15 protein-coding genes and 1 pseudogene are annotated in these 16,024 nt (G+C 41.4%); 15 read left to right on the top strand and 1 reads right to left on the bottom strand.

Annotation, left to right across the window (positions count from 1 at the left end):
• Nucleotides 1–63: 63 nt before the first annotated feature.
• From AWH02_RS00420 to AWH02_RS00410, 3 genes are read left to right on the top strand one after another with little or no spacing between them, the layout of a single operon-like run.
• Complete coding sequence (locus AWH02_RS00420) at nt 64–2,505, top strand: glycyl radical protein (protein ID WP_060553869.1); 2,442 nt, start codon at nt 64–66, stop codon at nt 2,503–2,505.
• Nucleotides 2,506–2,519: 14 nt separating this feature from the next.
• Complete coding sequence (locus tag AWH02_RS00415; protein WP_060553870.1) at nt 2,520–3,188, top strand: fructose-6-phosphate aldolase; 669 nt, start codon at nt 2,520–2,522, stop codon at nt 3,186–3,188.
• A 45-nt stretch (nt 3,189–3,233) separates the two neighbouring features.
• Nucleotides 3,234–4,328, top strand: a complete 1,095-nt coding sequence (locus AWH02_RS00410) for a glycerol dehydrogenase (RefSeq protein WP_060553871.1) — start codon at nt 3,234–3,236, stop codon at nt 4,326–4,328.
• Between the two features lie 67 nt (nt 4,329–4,395).
• Here the strand turns inward: AWH02_RS00410 and AWH02_RS00405 are convergent.
• Nucleotides 4,396–4,959 (bottom strand): annotated as a pseudogene (locus AWH02_RS00405) (methyltransferase family protein).
• Nucleotides 4,960–5,123: 164 nt separating this feature from the next.
• Between AWH02_RS00405 and leuS the strand changes: the two are divergent.
• From leuS to AWH02_RS00345, 12 genes are all read left to right on the top strand, one after another.
• Nucleotides 5,124–7,625: a leucine--tRNA ligase gene (leuS, locus tag AWH02_RS00400; protein ID WP_060553872.1), complete on the top strand. Its 2,502-nt coding sequence runs from the start codon at nt 5,124–5,126 to the stop codon at nt 7,623–7,625.
• A 321-nt stretch (nt 7,626–7,946) separates the two neighbouring features.
• Nucleotides 7,947–8,219, top strand: a complete 273-nt coding sequence (locus AWH02_RS00395; RefSeq protein ID WP_046164639.1) for a hypothetical protein — start codon at nt 7,947–7,949, stop codon at nt 8,217–8,219.
• 1 nt (nt 8,220) lies between these two features.
• Nucleotides 8,221–8,580, top strand: coding sequence for a hypothetical protein (locus tag AWH02_RS00390; RefSeq protein ID WP_060553873.1), 360 nt, complete (start codon nt 8,221–8,223; stop codon nt 8,578–8,580).
• A complete protein-coding gene (locus AWH02_RS00385; protein WP_060553874.1) occupies nt 8,571–10,151 on the top strand; it encodes a virulence protein in 1,581 nt (526 codons plus the stop codon). The genes AWH02_RS00390 and AWH02_RS00385 overlap by 10 nt, the downstream gene beginning before the upstream one ends.
• Before the next feature lie 9 nt (nt 10,152–10,160).
• Nucleotides 10,161–10,790 (top strand): hypothetical protein, encoded by a 630-nt coding sequence (locus tag AWH02_RS00380; protein ID WP_060954895.1) that lies wholly within the window; start codon nt 10,161–10,163, stop codon nt 10,788–10,790.
• A complete protein-coding gene (locus AWH02_RS00375) occupies nt 10,787–11,404 on the top strand; it encodes a hypothetical protein (RefSeq protein ID WP_060954894.1) in 618 nt (205 codons plus the stop codon). Before AWH02_RS00380 ends, AWH02_RS00375 begins: the two co-directional genes overlap by 4 nt.
• Nucleotides 11,401–12,027 carry a hypothetical protein gene (locus AWH02_RS00370; protein ID WP_060954893.1) on the top strand — a complete coding sequence of 209 codons (627 nt, stop codon included), beginning with the start codon at nt 11,401–11,403 and terminating at the stop codon, nt 12,025–12,027. Before AWH02_RS00375 ends, AWH02_RS00370 begins: the two co-directional genes overlap by 4 nt.
• Nucleotides 12,024–12,638, top strand: a complete 615-nt coding sequence (locus tag AWH02_RS00365; RefSeq protein WP_060954892.1) for a hypothetical protein — start codon at nt 12,024–12,026, stop codon at nt 12,636–12,638. Before AWH02_RS00370 ends, AWH02_RS00365 begins: the two co-directional genes overlap by 4 nt.
• Nucleotides 12,635–13,264 carry a hypothetical protein gene (locus AWH02_RS00360; RefSeq protein ID WP_060954891.1) on the top strand — a complete coding sequence of 210 codons (630 nt, stop codon included), beginning with the start codon at nt 12,635–12,637 and terminating at the stop codon, nt 13,262–13,264. The genes AWH02_RS00365 and AWH02_RS00360 overlap by 4 nt, the downstream gene beginning before the upstream one ends.
• Nucleotides 13,261–13,890, top strand: coding sequence for a hypothetical protein (locus tag AWH02_RS00355; protein WP_060553877.1), 630 nt, complete (start codon nt 13,261–13,263; stop codon nt 13,888–13,890). Before AWH02_RS00360 ends, AWH02_RS00355 begins: the two co-directional genes overlap by 4 nt.
• The gene (locus tag AWH02_RS00350; protein WP_060954890.1) at nt 13,887–14,522 is read left to right on the top strand and encodes a hypothetical protein; all 636 of its coding nucleotides are present in this window, start codon (nt 13,887–13,889) and stop codon (nt 14,520–14,522) included. Before AWH02_RS00355 ends, AWH02_RS00350 begins: the two co-directional genes overlap by 4 nt.
• Before the next feature lie 281 nt (nt 14,523–14,803).
• On the top strand, nt 14,804–15,841 hold the full coding sequence (locus AWH02_RS00345) for a zinc-binding dehydrogenase (protein WP_060553878.1): 1,038 nt from the start codon (nt 14,804–14,806) through the stop codon (nt 15,839–15,841).
• The last annotated feature ends 183 nt before the right edge of the window (nt 15,842–16,024 follow it).

Below are 16,024 nucleotides of genomic sequence, written 5' to 3'. Positions count from 1 at the left end.
TATTGCATGTTACAATACTTACGAAAGAAATAAAAATAATTTCATAAGAAAGGACGCAGCAAAATGATCCAAGTAAAAGAAGTAGAAAGAACAACAATAAAAACAGACTATTTTGGTAGTCTGACAGAGAGAATGAATAAATATCGTGAAGATGTTTTAAATAAAAAGCCCTACATTGATGCAGAGCGCGCTGTCCTAGCTACCAAAGCTTACGATGAGCATAAGGAAAAGCCAAATGTGTTGAAACGTGCTTACATGCTCCAAGAGATTTTGGAAAATATGACGCTTTACATTGAAGATGAAACGATGATTGTTGGTAATCAAGCTTCATCTAACAAAGATGCGCCTATCTTCCCAGAGTATACTTTAGAGTTTGTACTCAATGAATTAGATCTTTTTGAGAAACGGGACGGAGACGTCTTCTATATTACAGAGGAAACCAAAGAGCAGCTCCGTAGCATCGCTCCTTTCTGGGAAAATAATAACCTCCGTGCTCGAGCTGGCGCTTTACTTCCAGAGGAAGTTCAGGTTTATATGGAAACTGGCTTCTTTGGCATGGAAGGAAAGATGAACTCTGGGGATGCCCACTTGGCGGTCAACTATCAAAAACTCCTGGCTTATGGACTGAAAGGTTTTGAAGAAAAAGCTCGCGTAGCTAAAGAAGCTTTGGATTTAACCGACCCGGCTAGTATTGACAAATACCATTTTTATGATTCGATTTTCATCGTAGTCAATGCGGTGAAAGCTTATGCGGAGCGTTTTGTTGCTTTGGCCAATCAGCTGGCTGAAAAAGCAGATCCTAAGCGTCGTCAGGAGCTCTTAGAAATCGCTAGAATCTGTTCTAAAGTACCATATGAGCCAGCATCAACCTTTGCTGAAGCTGTTCAGTCTGTTTGGTTTATCCAGTGTATTCTTCAGATCGAGTCCAACGGACATTCACTCTCTTATGGTCGCTTTGACCAGTACATGTATCCTTATGTCAAGGCAGATTTGGAAGCTGGACGTGAGACAGAGGCTAGCATTGTGGAACGCTTAACCAATCTCTGGATTAAGACGATTACCATTAATAAAGTGCGCAGTCAGGCCCACACATTCTCATCTGCGGGAAGTCCCCTTTATCAAAATGTGACAATCGGGGGCCAAACGAGAGATAAGAGAGATGCAGTCAACCCACTTTCCTACCTTGTCTTGAAATCTGTAGCTCAAACTCATCTTCCTCAGCCGAATCTGACTGTTCGTTATCATGCAGGCTTAGATGCTCGCTTTATGAATGAGTGTATTGAAGTCATGAAGCTAGGTTTCGGTATGCCGGCTTTCAATAATGATGAAATCATCATTCCGTCCTTTATCGCCAAAGGCGTTTTAGAAGAAGATGCATATGACTACAGTGCTATCGGCTGTGTGGAAACTGCTGTGCCTGGTAAATGGGGCTACCGTTGTACAGGTATGAGCTATATGAACTTCCCTAAGGTGCTCCTCATCACTATGAACGATGGAATTGACCCAGCATCTGGCAAGCGCTTTGCACCAAGCTTTGGTCACTTTAAAGATATGAAGAGTTTTGCTGAGCTGCAAACGGCTTGGGACAAGACCTTGCGCCACTTGACCCGCATGAGTGTCATCGTGGAAAATTCTATTGACCTGTCTCTTGAAAGAGAAGTGCCGGATATTCTCTGCTCAGCTTTGACAGATGACTGTATCGGACGAGGTAAGCATTTGAAAGAGGGCGGAGCTGTCTATGACTATATTTCCGGTCTTCAAGTCGGTATTGCCAATCTATCAGACTCATTGGCGGCTATCAAAAAACTGGTCTTTGAGGAGGGTAGGCTGACTCCAGCTGAACTATGGCATGCACTTGAAACGGACTATGCAGGTGAGCGTGGTAAAGAAATCCAAGAGATGCTGATTCATGATGCACCAAAATATGGTAATGATGATGATTACGCAGATAAGCTAGTGACAGATGCTTACGATATTTATGTGGATGAAATCGCTAAATATCCAAATACTCGCTATGGTCGCGGTCCAATTGGCGGTATCCGCTACTCTGGAACATCTTCTATTTCAGCCAATGTCGGTCAAGGTCGTGGTACTTTGGCGACGCCAGATGGCCGCAATGCCGGAACACCGCTTGCTGAAGGATGCTCACCATCTCACAATATGGATAAGAACGGTCCAACCTCTGTATTGAAATCCGTTTCTAAATTGCCGACGGATGAAATCGTTGGTGGCGTCTTGCTTAATCAAAAAGTAAATCCTCAGACTTTGTCTAAAGAGGAAGATAAACTGAAACTAATTGCCTTGCTTCGTACATTCTTTAACCGTCTGCATGGCTATCATATCCAATACAATGTCGTTTCTAGGGAAACCTTGATTGATGCACAGAAGCATCCTGAAAAGCACCGCGATTTGATTGTTCGCGTTGCAGGCTACTCTGCTTTCTTCAATGTGCTTTCTAAGGCGACGCAAGATGATATTATCGGACGGACGGAGCACACATTGTAGAAGAGGTCCAATTTATGGAATTCATGCTTGATACCTTAAATTTAGATGAGATAAAAAAATGGTCGGAAGTCCTTCCCTTGGCGGGAGTGACTTCTAATCCGACCATCGCAAAAAAAGAAGGGAAGATAGACTTCTTCGAGCGGATTCACGCCGTTCGAGAAATTATAGGAGAAGGCCCGTCTATTCATGTGCAGGTTGTTGCCAAAGATTATGAGGGGATCTTGAAAGATGCTGCTAAAATTCGAAAAAGATGTGGCGATGCTGTCTACATTAAAGTTCCGGTCACACCGGATGGGTTAGCGGCTATCAAAACTCTCAAAGCAGGAGGTTATAAGATTACAGCGACAGCTATTTATACAACATTTCAAGGTCTCTTAGCCATTGAAGCGGGGGCTGACTATCTTGCTCCTTACTATAACCGAATGGAAAATCTCAATATTGATTCAGATGCTGTCATTAGCCAGCTGGCTAAGGCTATTGAGCGAGATCATTCCGCCAGTAAAATATTGGCGGCCTCCTTTAAAAATGTTGCTCAAGTCAATCGAGCTTTTGCTTATGGTGCCCAAGCCGTTACAGCAGGTCCGGATGTTTTTGCAGCAGCCTTTGCTATGCCGTCCATTGCTAAGGCGGTAGACGACTTTGCAACAGATTGGTCTGACATTCATAGTCAGGAATATGTTTAACAAAGAATAAATTGTTTACCCATAACAAATTGAAAGAGGTGCCTTATGAGAATATTTGCAAGTCCGTCTCGTTATATTCAAGGAGAAAATGCTCTGTTTGAGAATGCCAAGCAGATATTGAAGTTGGGGAATCGCCCAGTTCTTCTCTGTGATGATGTGGTATATGGTATTGTTGGTGAAGCTTTCTCGAAATATTTAACACGTTATGGATTCCATGTTTTTAGAGTTGCATTTAATGGAGAAGCCTCCGATAATGAGATTAATCGAGTAGTTTCTCTAGCAGAAAAAGATGGGGCTGATTTGGTGATTGGTCTCGGCGGTGGTAAGACCATTGATAGTGCGAAAGCCATTGCAGACCTGTTAGAAGTGCCAGTGGTTATTGCGCCGACCATTGCTTCTACAGATGCACCAACCTCTGCTTTATCAGTTATTTACACTGATGAGGGAGCATTTGAGAAATATATTTTTTACAGTAAGAATCCAGATTTAGTTTTAGTTGACTCAGCTGTCATTGCTAAAGCCCCTAAACGTTTATTAGCCTCTGGAATTGCAGATGGATTAGCAACTTGGGTGGAGGCTAGAGCGGTTATGCAGGCTAATGGTGTTACCATGTTGGGGGACAGGCAGACTTTAGCAGGAAATGCAATTGCGAAGAAATGTGAAGAGATTTTGTTTGCAGATGGCTTGCAGGCTATCGCAGCCTGTGAAGCTCAAGTTGTCACGCCGGCTTTAGAAAATATCATTGAAGCCAATACGCTTCTCAGTGGCGTCGGCTTTGAGAGCGGAGGTTTAGCAGCAGCCCATGCTATCCACAACGGCTTCACAGCTCTCACAGGTGATATTCATCACCTGACCCACGGTGAAAAAGTTGCCTATGGAACCTTGACCCAGCTCTTCTTAGAAAACCGACCTAAAGAAGAATTGGAAAAATATATTCGCTTCTATCAAAAAATTGGTATGCCGACCACTCTGAAAGAAATGCATTTAGAAAATGCTAGCTATGAAGATTTGCTCAAAGTTGGTCAGCAAGCGACGATTGAAGGCGAAACCATCCACCAGATGCCATTTGAGATTTCAGCTTCTGACATTGCAGGTGCCATCCTAGCAGTCGACCAATATGTCAGGGATTTGGATAAATAAAAGTAAAATACAAAACAAGCCACCTTTCAACCATAGGGCTGACAGTGTGGCTTGTTTTTTGGTGAGATTACCAGATGTAAGGAAAAACTCGGTATCTAACCTTTTGGCAATAAGCTTCGTATTTTTTCCCAAAGTGATTGCTTAAAGCTTTTTCTTCTACTCTAAGTCGAATGCTATATCCTACCACGAGTAAAATAAGACTGATAATGATTGTAAGAGGATTTAGTGATGTAATCGATAGACCAAGGATAGACAAGATACTGCCAGTATAGGCAGGATTTCTTACAATAGAATAAGGGCCATGGTCTACTAATTGTTGACTATCGGTTGTTTAAACGGCCAGTGTGAAGTTTTTTCCGAGATAATTGACCGCATAGATCCGCAATACGAACCCTGCTAGGGAGATGAGGATTCCAAGATAGATAGTGAGGCTGGGTAAGTGGGGAACAAAGTCGAGAAATTGTCCGTTTATCAAAAATAAGCAGCAGATAACACAGCCGATAATGATGTAGCGGCTCCCTTTATCTGCAGAGTCGTTTACATTGTTTGACTTAGTTTTATTTTTAATCCACATTTCTGTGCTAATAAAAATAACAAAGAAAACATAAGTTAAAATAGTTTGTAAATTCATGATTATTCCTCCGGTCAGAATTATACAAATTTTAATTTTAGAGGTCAATCAGAGACTAACGCTTTAGAGATGAGTTATAGTTTTTGTCAGTGAAAACTGGATTCCGTCTTTCAAAATCCTTTGAAAATGGTATAATAGTAACATCACAAAAGTTGGAGATAAATATGAGTACTTATAATCATAGAGAAATCGAGCCTAAGTGGCAAAAATACTGGGCAGAGCATCATACATTTAAAACAGGTACGAACAAGGACAAGCCTAACTTTTATGCGCTAGACATGTTTCCTTACCCATCAGGAGCGGGGCTCCATGTAGGGCATCCAGAGGGTTACACAGCGACAGATATCCTTAGCCGCTACAAGCGAGCTCAGGGCTATAACGTCCTTCATCCTATGGGCTGGGATGCCTTTGGTTTGCCAGCTGAACAATATGCCATGGATACAGGCAATGACCCGGCTGACTTTACAGCGGAAAACATTGCCAACTTCAAGCGCCAAATCAATGCTCTGGGATTCTCTTATGACTGGGATCGGGAGGTCAATACTACTGACCCTAACTACTACAAGTGGACTCAGTGGATTTTCACCAAACTTTACGAAAAAGGTCTGGCTTATGAAGCAGAAGTGCCAGTAAACTGGGTGGAAGAGCTGGGAACGGCTATTGCCAATGAGGAAGTTCTGCCAGACGGCACATCTGAGCGCGGTGGCTATCCAGTTATCCGCAAACCCATGCGTCAGTGGATGCTGAAAATCACAGCCTATGCAGAGCGTTTGCTCAATGACTTGGAGGAGCTGGACTGGCCAGAGTCTATCAAGGATATGCAGCGCAACTGGATCGGCAAGTCAACCGGTGCCAATGTAACCTTCAAGATTAAGGACACAGACAAGGACTTCACCGTCTTTACGACTCGTCCGGACACCCTTTTTGGTGCGACCTATGCTGTTTTGGCTCCGGAGCATGCTCTTGTTGATGCTATTACAAGTGCCGAACAAGCTCAAGCAGTTGCAGACTACAAACATGCAGCCAGCCTCAAATCCGACCTGGCTCGGACTGATTTGGCTAAGGAGAAGACCGGTGTCTGGACAGGAGCTTATGCCATCAATCCTGTCAATGGCAAGGAAATCCCCATCTGGATTGCCGACTATGTGCTTGCAAGCTACGGAACAGGAGCTATCATGGCTGTTCCTGCCCACGATGAGCGCGACTGGGAGTTTGCTAAGCAGTTTGACTTGGAGATTATTCCGGTTCTAGAAGGTGGCAATGTTGCTGACGCTGCTTATACAGAAGACGGTCCGCATATTAACTCTGGCTTCTTAGATGGCTTGGACAAGGCTACCGCTATTGAAAAGATGGTTGCTTGGCTGGAAGCAGAAGGTGTCGGAAACGAAAAAGTCACCTATCGCCTGCGCGATTGGCTCTTTAGCCGTCAGCGCTACTGGGGTGAGCCGATTCCAATTATTCATTGGGAAGATGGCACTTCAACAGCAGTTCCAGAAAGTGAACTGCCACTTGTCTTGCCTGTAACCAAGGATATCCGCCCTTCTGGTACTGGTGAAAGCCCTCTGGCCAATCTGACTGACTGGCTGGAAGTGATTCGCGAAGACGGTGTCAAAGGACGCCGCGAAACCAACACCATGCCTCAATGGGCTGGTTCTAGCTGGTATTACCTGCGTTACATTGACCCACACAATAATGAGAAATTAGCAGACGAAGAGCTGCTGAAGGCTTGGCTGCCAGTTGATATTTACATCGGTGGTGCAGAGCATGCCGTGCTCCATCTTCTCTACGCTCGCTTCTGGCACAAGTTCCTCTATGATCTTGGAGTAGTACCTACCAAAGAGCCTTTCCAGAAACTCTTTAACCAAGGGATGATTCTTGGGACTAGCTACCGTGATCACCGTGGAGCACTTGTGGCGACTGACAAGGTAGAAAAACGTGATGGTTCATTCTTCAACATCGAAACGGGAGAAGAATTAGAGCAAGCACCTGCTAAGATGTCTAAGTCTCTGAAGAATGTGGTCAATCCAGACGATGTAGTAGAGCAATATGGTGCCGATACACTGCGTGTCTATGAAATGTTCATGGGTCCGCTGGATGCATCTATCGCTTGGAGCGAGGAAGGTCTGGAAGGCAGCCGCAAGTTCCTGGATCGGGTTTATCGACTTCTTAACTCTAAGGAGCTGGTCACTGAAAATAGCGGAGCATTGGACAAGGTCTACCATGAAACAGTCAAGTCTGTCACAGAGCAACTTGAGGAGCTCAAGTTTAACACAGCCATTGCCCAGCTCATGATCTTTGTCAATGCAGCCAACAAGGAAGAAAAACTCTATGTCGAATATGCCAAAGGTTTCATTCAATTGCTGGCGCCTTTCGCACCACACTTGGCTGAAGAACTCTGGCAGTCACTAGCTCAAACTGGCGAGAGTATCTCCTACGTAGCTTGGCCAACTTATGATGAAAGCAAGCTTGTCGAAGCAGAGGTCGAAATCGTAGTTCAAATCAAGGGAAAAGTTCGTGCTAAACTGGTCGTAGCCAAAGATCTGAGCCGTGAGGAACTGCAGGAAATCGCTCTGGCAGATGAGAAAATCAAGTCTGAAATCGCCGACAAAGAAGTCGTGAAAGTCATTAGCGTACCAAATAAACTTGTTAATATCGTTGTGAAATAATTTTTTAGAGGCTGGGACAAAAGTCCTAGCCTCTCAATTGTCTTTGGATTGTCGAGCAAGACGCAGTGGTTGAGTGGGCTCTACTACGCTGATTTCATCAGCTTTTACAGCCCTACTCAACTGTGCGGAGGTGGGACGACGAAATCGAATTCTAACGAATTACCGATTTCTGTCCCACTCTCTATTTTTTATCGTTCACTTTTATTAAGGCTAACAGCTGTAGAAATTTGTAGAACTGGTATCAGAAAGCCCTGCTCACGCTTCTTCTTTCACCTTGGATGTGGTATAATAGCTGAAAAATTATGTAAAGGAAAGAAGCTAATGGGAAAAATACAGTCAAGTACAATTTCGGCAGCAGATGCAATCAGTGAGTTAGTTGATCTTGATACAAGTAATGCGCAAAATCAACAAGTTGAATTTTCCTATACGACTGGAATTGCTGGAATGGAAGCTGGGCGTCAGGCCTGCAATCAAATGTTGCAGGCTGTCAGTGATTTCAGCTCAGCTGTTCTAATCCAGGCCAATAAAATTCCAGAGATTGCTGCTAAAATAGAAAAACGCGACATAGAAGAAGCCAAGCGCTGGGAGAGTTAAGATGAAAACTGATAAAAGTGAAAAAGAACGTCAGGAACTCCATGAGAAAATTTTACAAGTAGAGCAAAAAGAAGATGAATTTATGCTTCTCAAACGTCAATATGAAAATTCTCTGGGGAATTTTGCAACAGATTTTCAGTATTTAACAACTCAAATGGAAAATCTTCTTTATGAACACCCGCAAAATGCTACTGCTCTCAGTCGTGATTTAGCGGATGCTCAGTCTCTTAACCAACAGGTCAAGAACTATGTGGATGTTCAGATGGATGAACTGGGAAAACTCAGTCATCAAACAAGAAATGCTATGGAAGAAGAGCGAGAAAAACTGATTAAAGAAAGGAATAGTCTGCCGTGGGAGTAAAATATAGTGCAACGGATTCTGCCCAGCTGATCCAAGCAATGGGCAATAATTTGCAAATCGCTAATCAAGTCACAGATCGGCTGTCAAGTGGTTGTGATCACTTGGTTGCTTCTTTAGAATCAGGTGAACTTCAAGGTGCTGCTTATACAGCTGGTAAAGGCCTATTTACTGAGATTATCATCCCTGCTATCAAGAAGCTACAAGAGGCTATTGATGATATTCAGGGAGAGCTTGCTTCCTATAAAAGTGCTGATTCCGAGGTGGCTGGATATGGCGAATTGGACTTGGATCTACTGAAGGAACAGCTGAAAATAAAAAATGAGCAACTGGCAAAAGTAGAAAAGCAGATTGCAGATAATCAAGATTTTTTCCGTAATGCAGGAGCTCTGCTGACAGGTAAGCTGGGAGACCTTTTATCTCAGACATCTGCTTTAATGGAAGTTGAAACTCAACTAAATATCGGTATTCGAGAAATTCAAGAAAAAATAGATAAACTAGAATGGTTTGTGGCTCAGGTGTCTCAGTATTTCTCAGATAGCCTGCAGGTCTTGGGCTTAGCTATTCAGGGGGCAAGTCAGCTCAGCCAGATATTGCTGGATAGCGATGGTAATTATTCAACTGAAGGCTTGAATATGAGTTGGGTAGAAGAAATCAAAAAGGCAAAGATTCAGACTATTTCAAAGAAAAGATATCTGGAACCTAAAGAACGACTGATTCAAGAAGCTTCTCGCAATATGATGCTATCGGATGAAGGTGATGCTTATTATCGTAGCCAACTCAAGGAAAAATTAAAGGGTAAACCTCGTTCAGAATGGGATAAAATTGTTGATGATTATAACCATACTCTAAAAATTGACAATGAAGGAAACATAATTGATATAATTGATTTTAGTGATTATGATAGTTCTTTCTACGTTGTAAATAAGAATGGTCGTTACGATGAACAGTATACTAACCAGATCAATGAGGAATTACATAAACTAGAAGCAGAAAATGCTGAAGCTAATTTAGGAGCAGTGGCTCAGGGGCTTGTAGAAATTTTAGCTGGTATTGGTGTTTACTTTGGAGGAACAGTTGCTGAGGCTGTAGGTTTATTCTTTGGGCTAGAATCTGCTGGAACTTCTGCAATTGCTGGTATAGCAGTGGCTGATTTGAGCTATGCTTTTGGCGGAAGTTTAGTAATAGATGGTGCCAGAAATATAGGTACAGCTATTGTTAAAACGAATATAGCCAATGGCAAAATTAGCCTAAATACAGCTAGCAACTACGACAGCTGGCAGGCCAATAAACCGACGAGTAAGACTTTTGGGACTGTTGAAGGAAAGATTGGAAGTAGAAAAGGGAATATTCGTGTGGATGCAGAACCAAACAGTGGTAAAATTCAGGTTCAATCTGGAAGTGGGAAAGCTGGGTATACATTGAATGAGGATATTCCTTATACCCGAATAACTGATGCTCAAAGTGCTAGAAATTGGCTTGATTCAATATCCAAATTGAAAAAACTGTCAAATTATGAGAAAAATCAATTAGTTAGATATATATTGAGAGCTGCTGAATTCTTAGGAACGTAGGAGTAAAATATGAGATTATATATTAAAGGTGATTACACCAAAGAAATTCCGTTTGATTATTTAGAACTAGCGAAGAGAATGTGGTTTGATACTAAAGATGGTAAGCGAGTAGATTTTTCTTATTTTGGAAATACTCGCCCATTTAAAACAGACCCAACTATTCACTTGAAATTGAATAAGTGGATGCATGATAATAGATGGAATAATGTTCGGTTGAAAGAAGGGATTACCAACGAATTTGGAAGTCATATATATGAAAACCTTGAATTAGATTTTGAAGATAATCCAGCAACAGACTATCGAGAAAAAGGAGACTGTCTACGTTTAGCTTCTACCCACCTTGATCTTCTAACTGTTGATAAACGTGCCTTCTATATTATGGCGATTGAAATTGCGACTGCTATTGATGGTCAGATTAGCGAAGATGATAAAGAGAGCTGGTTAAGTGTGGAGGAATTTAAAAAACGGCATGAAGATATCCTTTCGATGAGTTATGAACAGGCTAATGAGATGAGCCTTGAAGAAATTCCGTTTATGGATGATGTTCGAGATCCAGTTTGGGAAGAAGACGACCGCAGGAATGAAGAATACATTAAAATCTATGGAGAAGTGGAGTTAGACGAAGAGGAAGACGAGTGAGACTATATCTTAAAGGCAACTACGAAACTAGTATTTATCAAAACTGTATGGAATATCCTTGGAAAATGTGGTTCAAAGAACGTAAGGGAGTGAAAGTTGGTTTTTCTTATGCACTTGATGATAATTTTTATTTGAGTTTAACTCTAGATAAATTTTCTTCAAATGATGAGCGTTGGGGAATGACTGATTTTAGAATAGGAAAAGACTCTTGGGCGACTTTTAAGCGTGAAAATTTAAATTTAAATTTTGAAAATTCTTATGAAAGTGATGGGCGAGAAAAAGGAGACTGTCTTCGAATAATCACGACTCATAAGGATATTCTAACGGTTGATAAGCGAGCACTCTATATCATGGCGATTGAGGTAGCATTTGCTATTGACGGTCAAATCAGCGAAGACGACAAAGAAACATGGCTGAGTATTGAAAAATTTAAAACGAAACATGCAGGCCTACTGAATTTGACCTACGACGAAGCAGTCGATATTAGTTTAGAAGAGATAAAGGTTTTGAAAGCCATCGACGAGCCCCTCTGGGAAGAATTGGATAGGAAGCGCGAGGAGTATATCCGAATCCATGGAGAAGTGGAGTTGGATGACGAAGAGGAAGACGAGTGAGAATTTATATCAAAAGTGATTTTAAGCAAAAAATAACATTTACTACTAGAGAGCTAGTTTGGCAGATGTGGTTTAAGGAATGGCGTGGTCATCCAATTACATACTCAAACGTCGGTGATGATGAGATGCTACAAGACGATTTCTTTTTTGGAGTTCAATTTGATAAATGGCGATTTAATGATAAACGATGGAATCATATACCATACGACAAGAGCGATCCTTGGAATTCGTTTTCTGATGAAAATATTCAATTGGAATTTGAAAAAACTTTCATTACAGAGTGGAGAGAACGTGGAAATTATTTACGTATCGCAACATCTCATATAGAAGTTTTAACAGTAGACAAACGTGCCTTATATATTATGGTAGTTGAGGTTGCGGGTGCAATTGATGGGTATATCAGCGAGGATGACAAAGATACCTGGGTGGATGTAGAGACTTTTAAGGAGTCGCACAAGGATGTCTTATCATTAACCTACGATCAAGCAACTGATATCAGCGTGGAGGAACTGAAAAGTATGAAACCTATAGAGGATCCCTTGTGGGATGAAGAAGAACGACTTCATGAAGAATATATTAAAATCCATGGTGAACGTGTTTATGACGACGAGGAAGAGGATTGAAACTATATCTTAAAGGCAACTACGAAACTAGTATTTACCAAACCTGTATGGAATATCCTTGGAAAATGTGGTTCAAGGAACGTAAGGGTGCGAAAGTTGGTTTTTCTTACGCACGTGATGATGATTTCTATTTTAGCGTTAGTTTGGATAAATTTTCTTCCAATGATGAGCGCTGGGGAGCGACTGATTTTAAAATAGGAGATAATCCATGGAATTCATTTAAATATGAGTATCTAATATTGGTTTTTGAAGATTCCTATGAAAGTGATGGGCGAGAAAAAGGAGACTATCTTCGAATAATCACGACTCATAAGGATATTCTAACGGTTGATAAGCGAGCTCTCTATATCATGGCGGTTGAGGTAGCATCTGTCATTGACGGTCAAATCAGTGAAGACGACAAAGAAACATGGCTGAGTGTTGAAGAATTCAAAACGAAACATGCAGACCTGCTGAATTTGACCTACGACGAAGCAGTCGATATTAGTATAGAAGAGATAAAGGTTATGAAAGCCATTGACGAGCCCCTCTGGGAAGAATTGGATAGGAAGCGCGAGGAGTATATCCGAATCCATGGAGAAGTGGAGTTGGATGACGAGGACGACGAGTGAGACTATATATCAAAGGCTATTACACTAAAGAAATTCCGTTTGATTATTTAGAACTAGCGAAAAAGATGTGGTTTGAATCTAAAGATGGTAAGCGAGTAGATTTTTCTTATTTTGGAAATACTCGCCCATTTAAAACAGACCCAACTATTCACTTGAAATTGAATAAGTGGATGCATGATAATAGATGGAATAATGTTCAGTTGAAAGAAGGGATTACCAACAAATTTGGGAGTCATGTATATGAAAATCTTGAATTAGATTACGAAGATAATCCAGCAACAGACTATCGAGAAAAAGGAGACTGTCTACGTTTAGCTTCTACCCACCTTGAACTTCTCACCGTTGATAAACGTGCCTTCTATATTAGGGCGATTGAAATTGCGACTGCTATTGATGGTCAGATTAGCGAAGATGATAAAGAGAGCTGGTTAAGTGTGGAGGAATTTAAAAAAAGGCATGAAGATATCCTTTCGATGAGTTATGAACAGGCTAATGAGATGAGTCTTGGAGAAATTCCGTTTATGGATGATGTTCGAGATCCAGTTTGGGAAGAAGACGACCGCAGGAATGAAGAGTACATCAAAATTCATGGTGAACGAGTTTATGACGACGAGGAAGACGAGTGAGATTATATATCAAAAGTGATTTTAAGAAAAAAATAACCTTTACAACAAGAGAGTTGCTCTGGAAAATGTGGTTTAAGGAATGGCATGGTCATCCTATTACATACTCAAACGTCGGTGATGATGAGATGTTACAAGATGATTTTTACTTTGTAGTAAGTTTTGATAAATGGCGTTTTTTTGACTCAAGATGGAATAATATTCCCTCTTATGATTTAAAAAATCCATGGAATTCCTATAAATATGAAAATATATCCCTTGAATTTGAAAAAACTTTCATTACAGAGTGGAGAGAACGTGGAGATTATTTACGTATCGCAACATCTCATATAGATGTTTTAACAGTAGATAAACGTGCCTTATACATTATGGCAGTTGAGGTTGCGGGTGCAATTGATGGGTATATCAGCGAGGATGGCAAAGAGACCTGGATGGATGTAGAGACTTTTAAGGAGTCGCACAAGGATGTTCTTTCACTGACTTATGATGAAGCGGTTGAAATTAGTTTGGAAGAATTAAAGACAATGGTACCGGTAAGAGACCCTCTATGGGAAGAGGAAGAACGGCTTCGCGAAGAATACATCAAAATCCACGGTGAACGTGTTTATGACGATGAGGAAGAGGATTGAGAATTTACATCAAAAGTGATTTTAAGCAAAAAATAACCTTTACGACAAGAGAGCTTGTTTGGAAAATGTGGTTTAAAGAATGGAATGGCCATTTGATTACTACTTCTAATGTGGGTGATGATGAGATGCTACAAGACGATTTCTTTTTTGGAGTTCAATTTGATAAATGGCGATTTAATGATAATGATAAACGATGGAATCATATACCATACGACAAGAGCGATCCTTGGAATTCGTTTTCTGATGAAAATATTCAGTTGGAATTTGAAAAAACTTTCATTACAGAGTGGAGAGAACGTGGAGATTATCTACGTATCGCAACATCCCATATAGATGTTTTAACAGTGGACAAACGTGCCTTATACATTATGGCAGTTGAGGTTGCGGGTGCAATTGATGGGTATATCAGCGAGGATGACAAAGAGACATGGTTGGATGTAGAGACTTTTAAGGAGTTGCACAAGGATGTTCTTTCACTGACTTATGATGAAGCAGTTGAAATTAGTTTGGAAGAGTTAAAGACAATGGCACCAGTAAGAGACCCTCTATGGGAAGAGGAAGAACGCCTTCGCGAAGAGTATATCAAAATCCATGGCGAACGAGTTTATGACGATGATGAAGATGATTTTTAAAAGGAAGCTATGATACGAGAGTCTGATTAACACAGAAGCCCATCATGTCCTGTATTTAAACTACATATTATGAACAAGACCTTGAGAATATTTTCTCAAGGTCTTTTGCTAGATTTTTAAAACATTTATTAAGCCAATCAAATTGATTGCTTAATTAAGAGCAAGCCAATGGCGCAAAAGAGGAAATTTTCATTAGAAGCTTCAAGCCCGTATTCTACTTACAAAATAGATAATAAAGGTGTATACTAAAAGCAAGTAAGAATAGAAAGCAGGATTGTTCTATGAAGAAAACTGTCTATACAAAAGCTGGGGAAGTGGGTCTAGTAGAAGTGGAGCGTCCACAAATTGAAGCACCGGATGATGTCATTCTCCGTATCGTTCGGTCCTGTGTCTGTGGCTCTGACTTATGGAGTTACCGCAATCCAGACATCGAAAAAGGCCATCAAAATAGTGGTCACGAAGCTATCGGGATTGTCGAAGAAATCGGTGAAGGGATCACGACGGTTAAGCCTGGTGATTTTATTATTGCTCCCTTTACTCATGGATGTGGGGAATGTGATGCCTGTCGGGCAGGATATGACGGTACCTGTGATCGTCATGTTGGTAATAATTGGTCTGATGGTGTGCAAGCAGAATATATGCGCTTCGAATATGCCAACTGGTCCCTGGTCAAAATCCCAGGGCAACCCTCAGATTACACAGAAGGCATGCTAAAATCTCTCTTGACGCTGGCTGATGTCATGCCAACAGGTTACCATGCACCGCGTGTTGCTGACGTCAAGCCAGGTGATAAGGTAGTTGTCATTGGTGACGGAGCGGTTGGACAATGTGCAGTGATTGCTGCTAAAATGCGTGGAGCTTCCCAAATCGTCCTCATGAGCCGTCATGAAGACCGACAAAAGATGGCGCTAGAGTCAGGAGCGACAGCTGTTGTAGCTGAACGTGGTCAAGAAGGAATTGCCAAAGTCCGTGAAATCCTTGGAGGAGGAGCAGATGCAGCTCTCGAATGCGTCGGGACAGAAGTAGCTGTTGACCAGGCACTGGGAGTTCTTCATAATGGTGGTCGGATGGGCTTTGTTGGAGTTCCTCATTATAACAACCGTGCTCTTGGATCGACCTTCGCCCAAAACATTACAGTGGCAGGCGGAGCAGCCTCTGTTACCACCTACGACAAGCAAATCTTGCTGAAAGCTGTCCTGGATGGGGACATTAATCCAGGACGTGTCTTCACTTCAAGTTATAAACTTGAAGATATTGATCAAGCCTATAAAGACATGGATGAACGCAAGACCATTAAGGCTATGATTGTGATTGATTAGAAAAGAGTCTAGTAGAATTGTTGTCTACTAGACTTTTTGTTAGAGTAATTCTTAAATTGCTGTTGAACCTTTCTGTCTGTTCCCCATGAAAATGAATTTACGGGCCAATAAGAGTTAAGCTTACATTCGAAAAGAGCTTCTATGAAGTCTATTATTATCTGTGTGAAAACGATAGAGTAAGTT

This window comes from Streptococcus gordonii, from assembly GCF_001553855.1.
GTDB classification, from domain to species: Bacteria; Bacillota; Bacilli; order Lactobacillales; family Streptococcaceae; genus Streptococcus; species Streptococcus gordonii.
This window is presented reverse-complemented; position numbering and strand designations above follow the sequence as displayed.

What these genes read in the sequence shown, in the direction of transcription:
- AWH02_RS00410 (WP_060553871.1), top strand. Translation starts at nt 3,234, where the DNA reads ATGAGAATATTTGCAAGTCCGTCTCGTTATATTCAAGGAGAAAATGCT.
- AWH02_RS00415 (WP_060553870.1), top strand. Translation starts at nt 2,520, where the DNA reads ATGGAATTCATGCTTGATACCTTAAATTTAGATGAGATAAAAAAATGG.
- AWH02_RS00420 (WP_060553869.1), top strand. Translation starts at nt 64, where the DNA reads ATGATCCAAGTAAAAGAAGTAGAAAGAACAACAATAAAAACAGACTAT.
- AWH02_RS00345 (WP_060553878.1), top strand. Translation starts at nt 14,804, where the DNA reads ATGAAGAAAACTGTCTATACAAAAGCTGGGGAAGTGGGTCTAGTAGAA.
- leuS (WP_060553872.1), top strand. Translation starts at nt 5,124, where the DNA reads ATGAGTACTTATAATCATAGAGAAATCGAGCCTAAGTGGCAAAAATAC.
- AWH02_RS00395 (WP_046164639.1), top strand. Translation starts at nt 7,947, where the DNA reads ATGGGAAAAATACAGTCAAGTACAATTTCGGCAGCAGATGCAATCAGT.
- AWH02_RS00390 (WP_060553873.1), top strand. Translation starts at nt 8,221, where the DNA reads ATGAAAACTGATAAAAGTGAAAAAGAACGTCAGGAACTCCATGAGAAA.
- AWH02_RS00380 (WP_060954895.1), top strand. Translation starts at nt 10,161, where the DNA reads ATGAGATTATATATTAAAGGTGATTACACCAAAGAAATTCCGTTTGAT.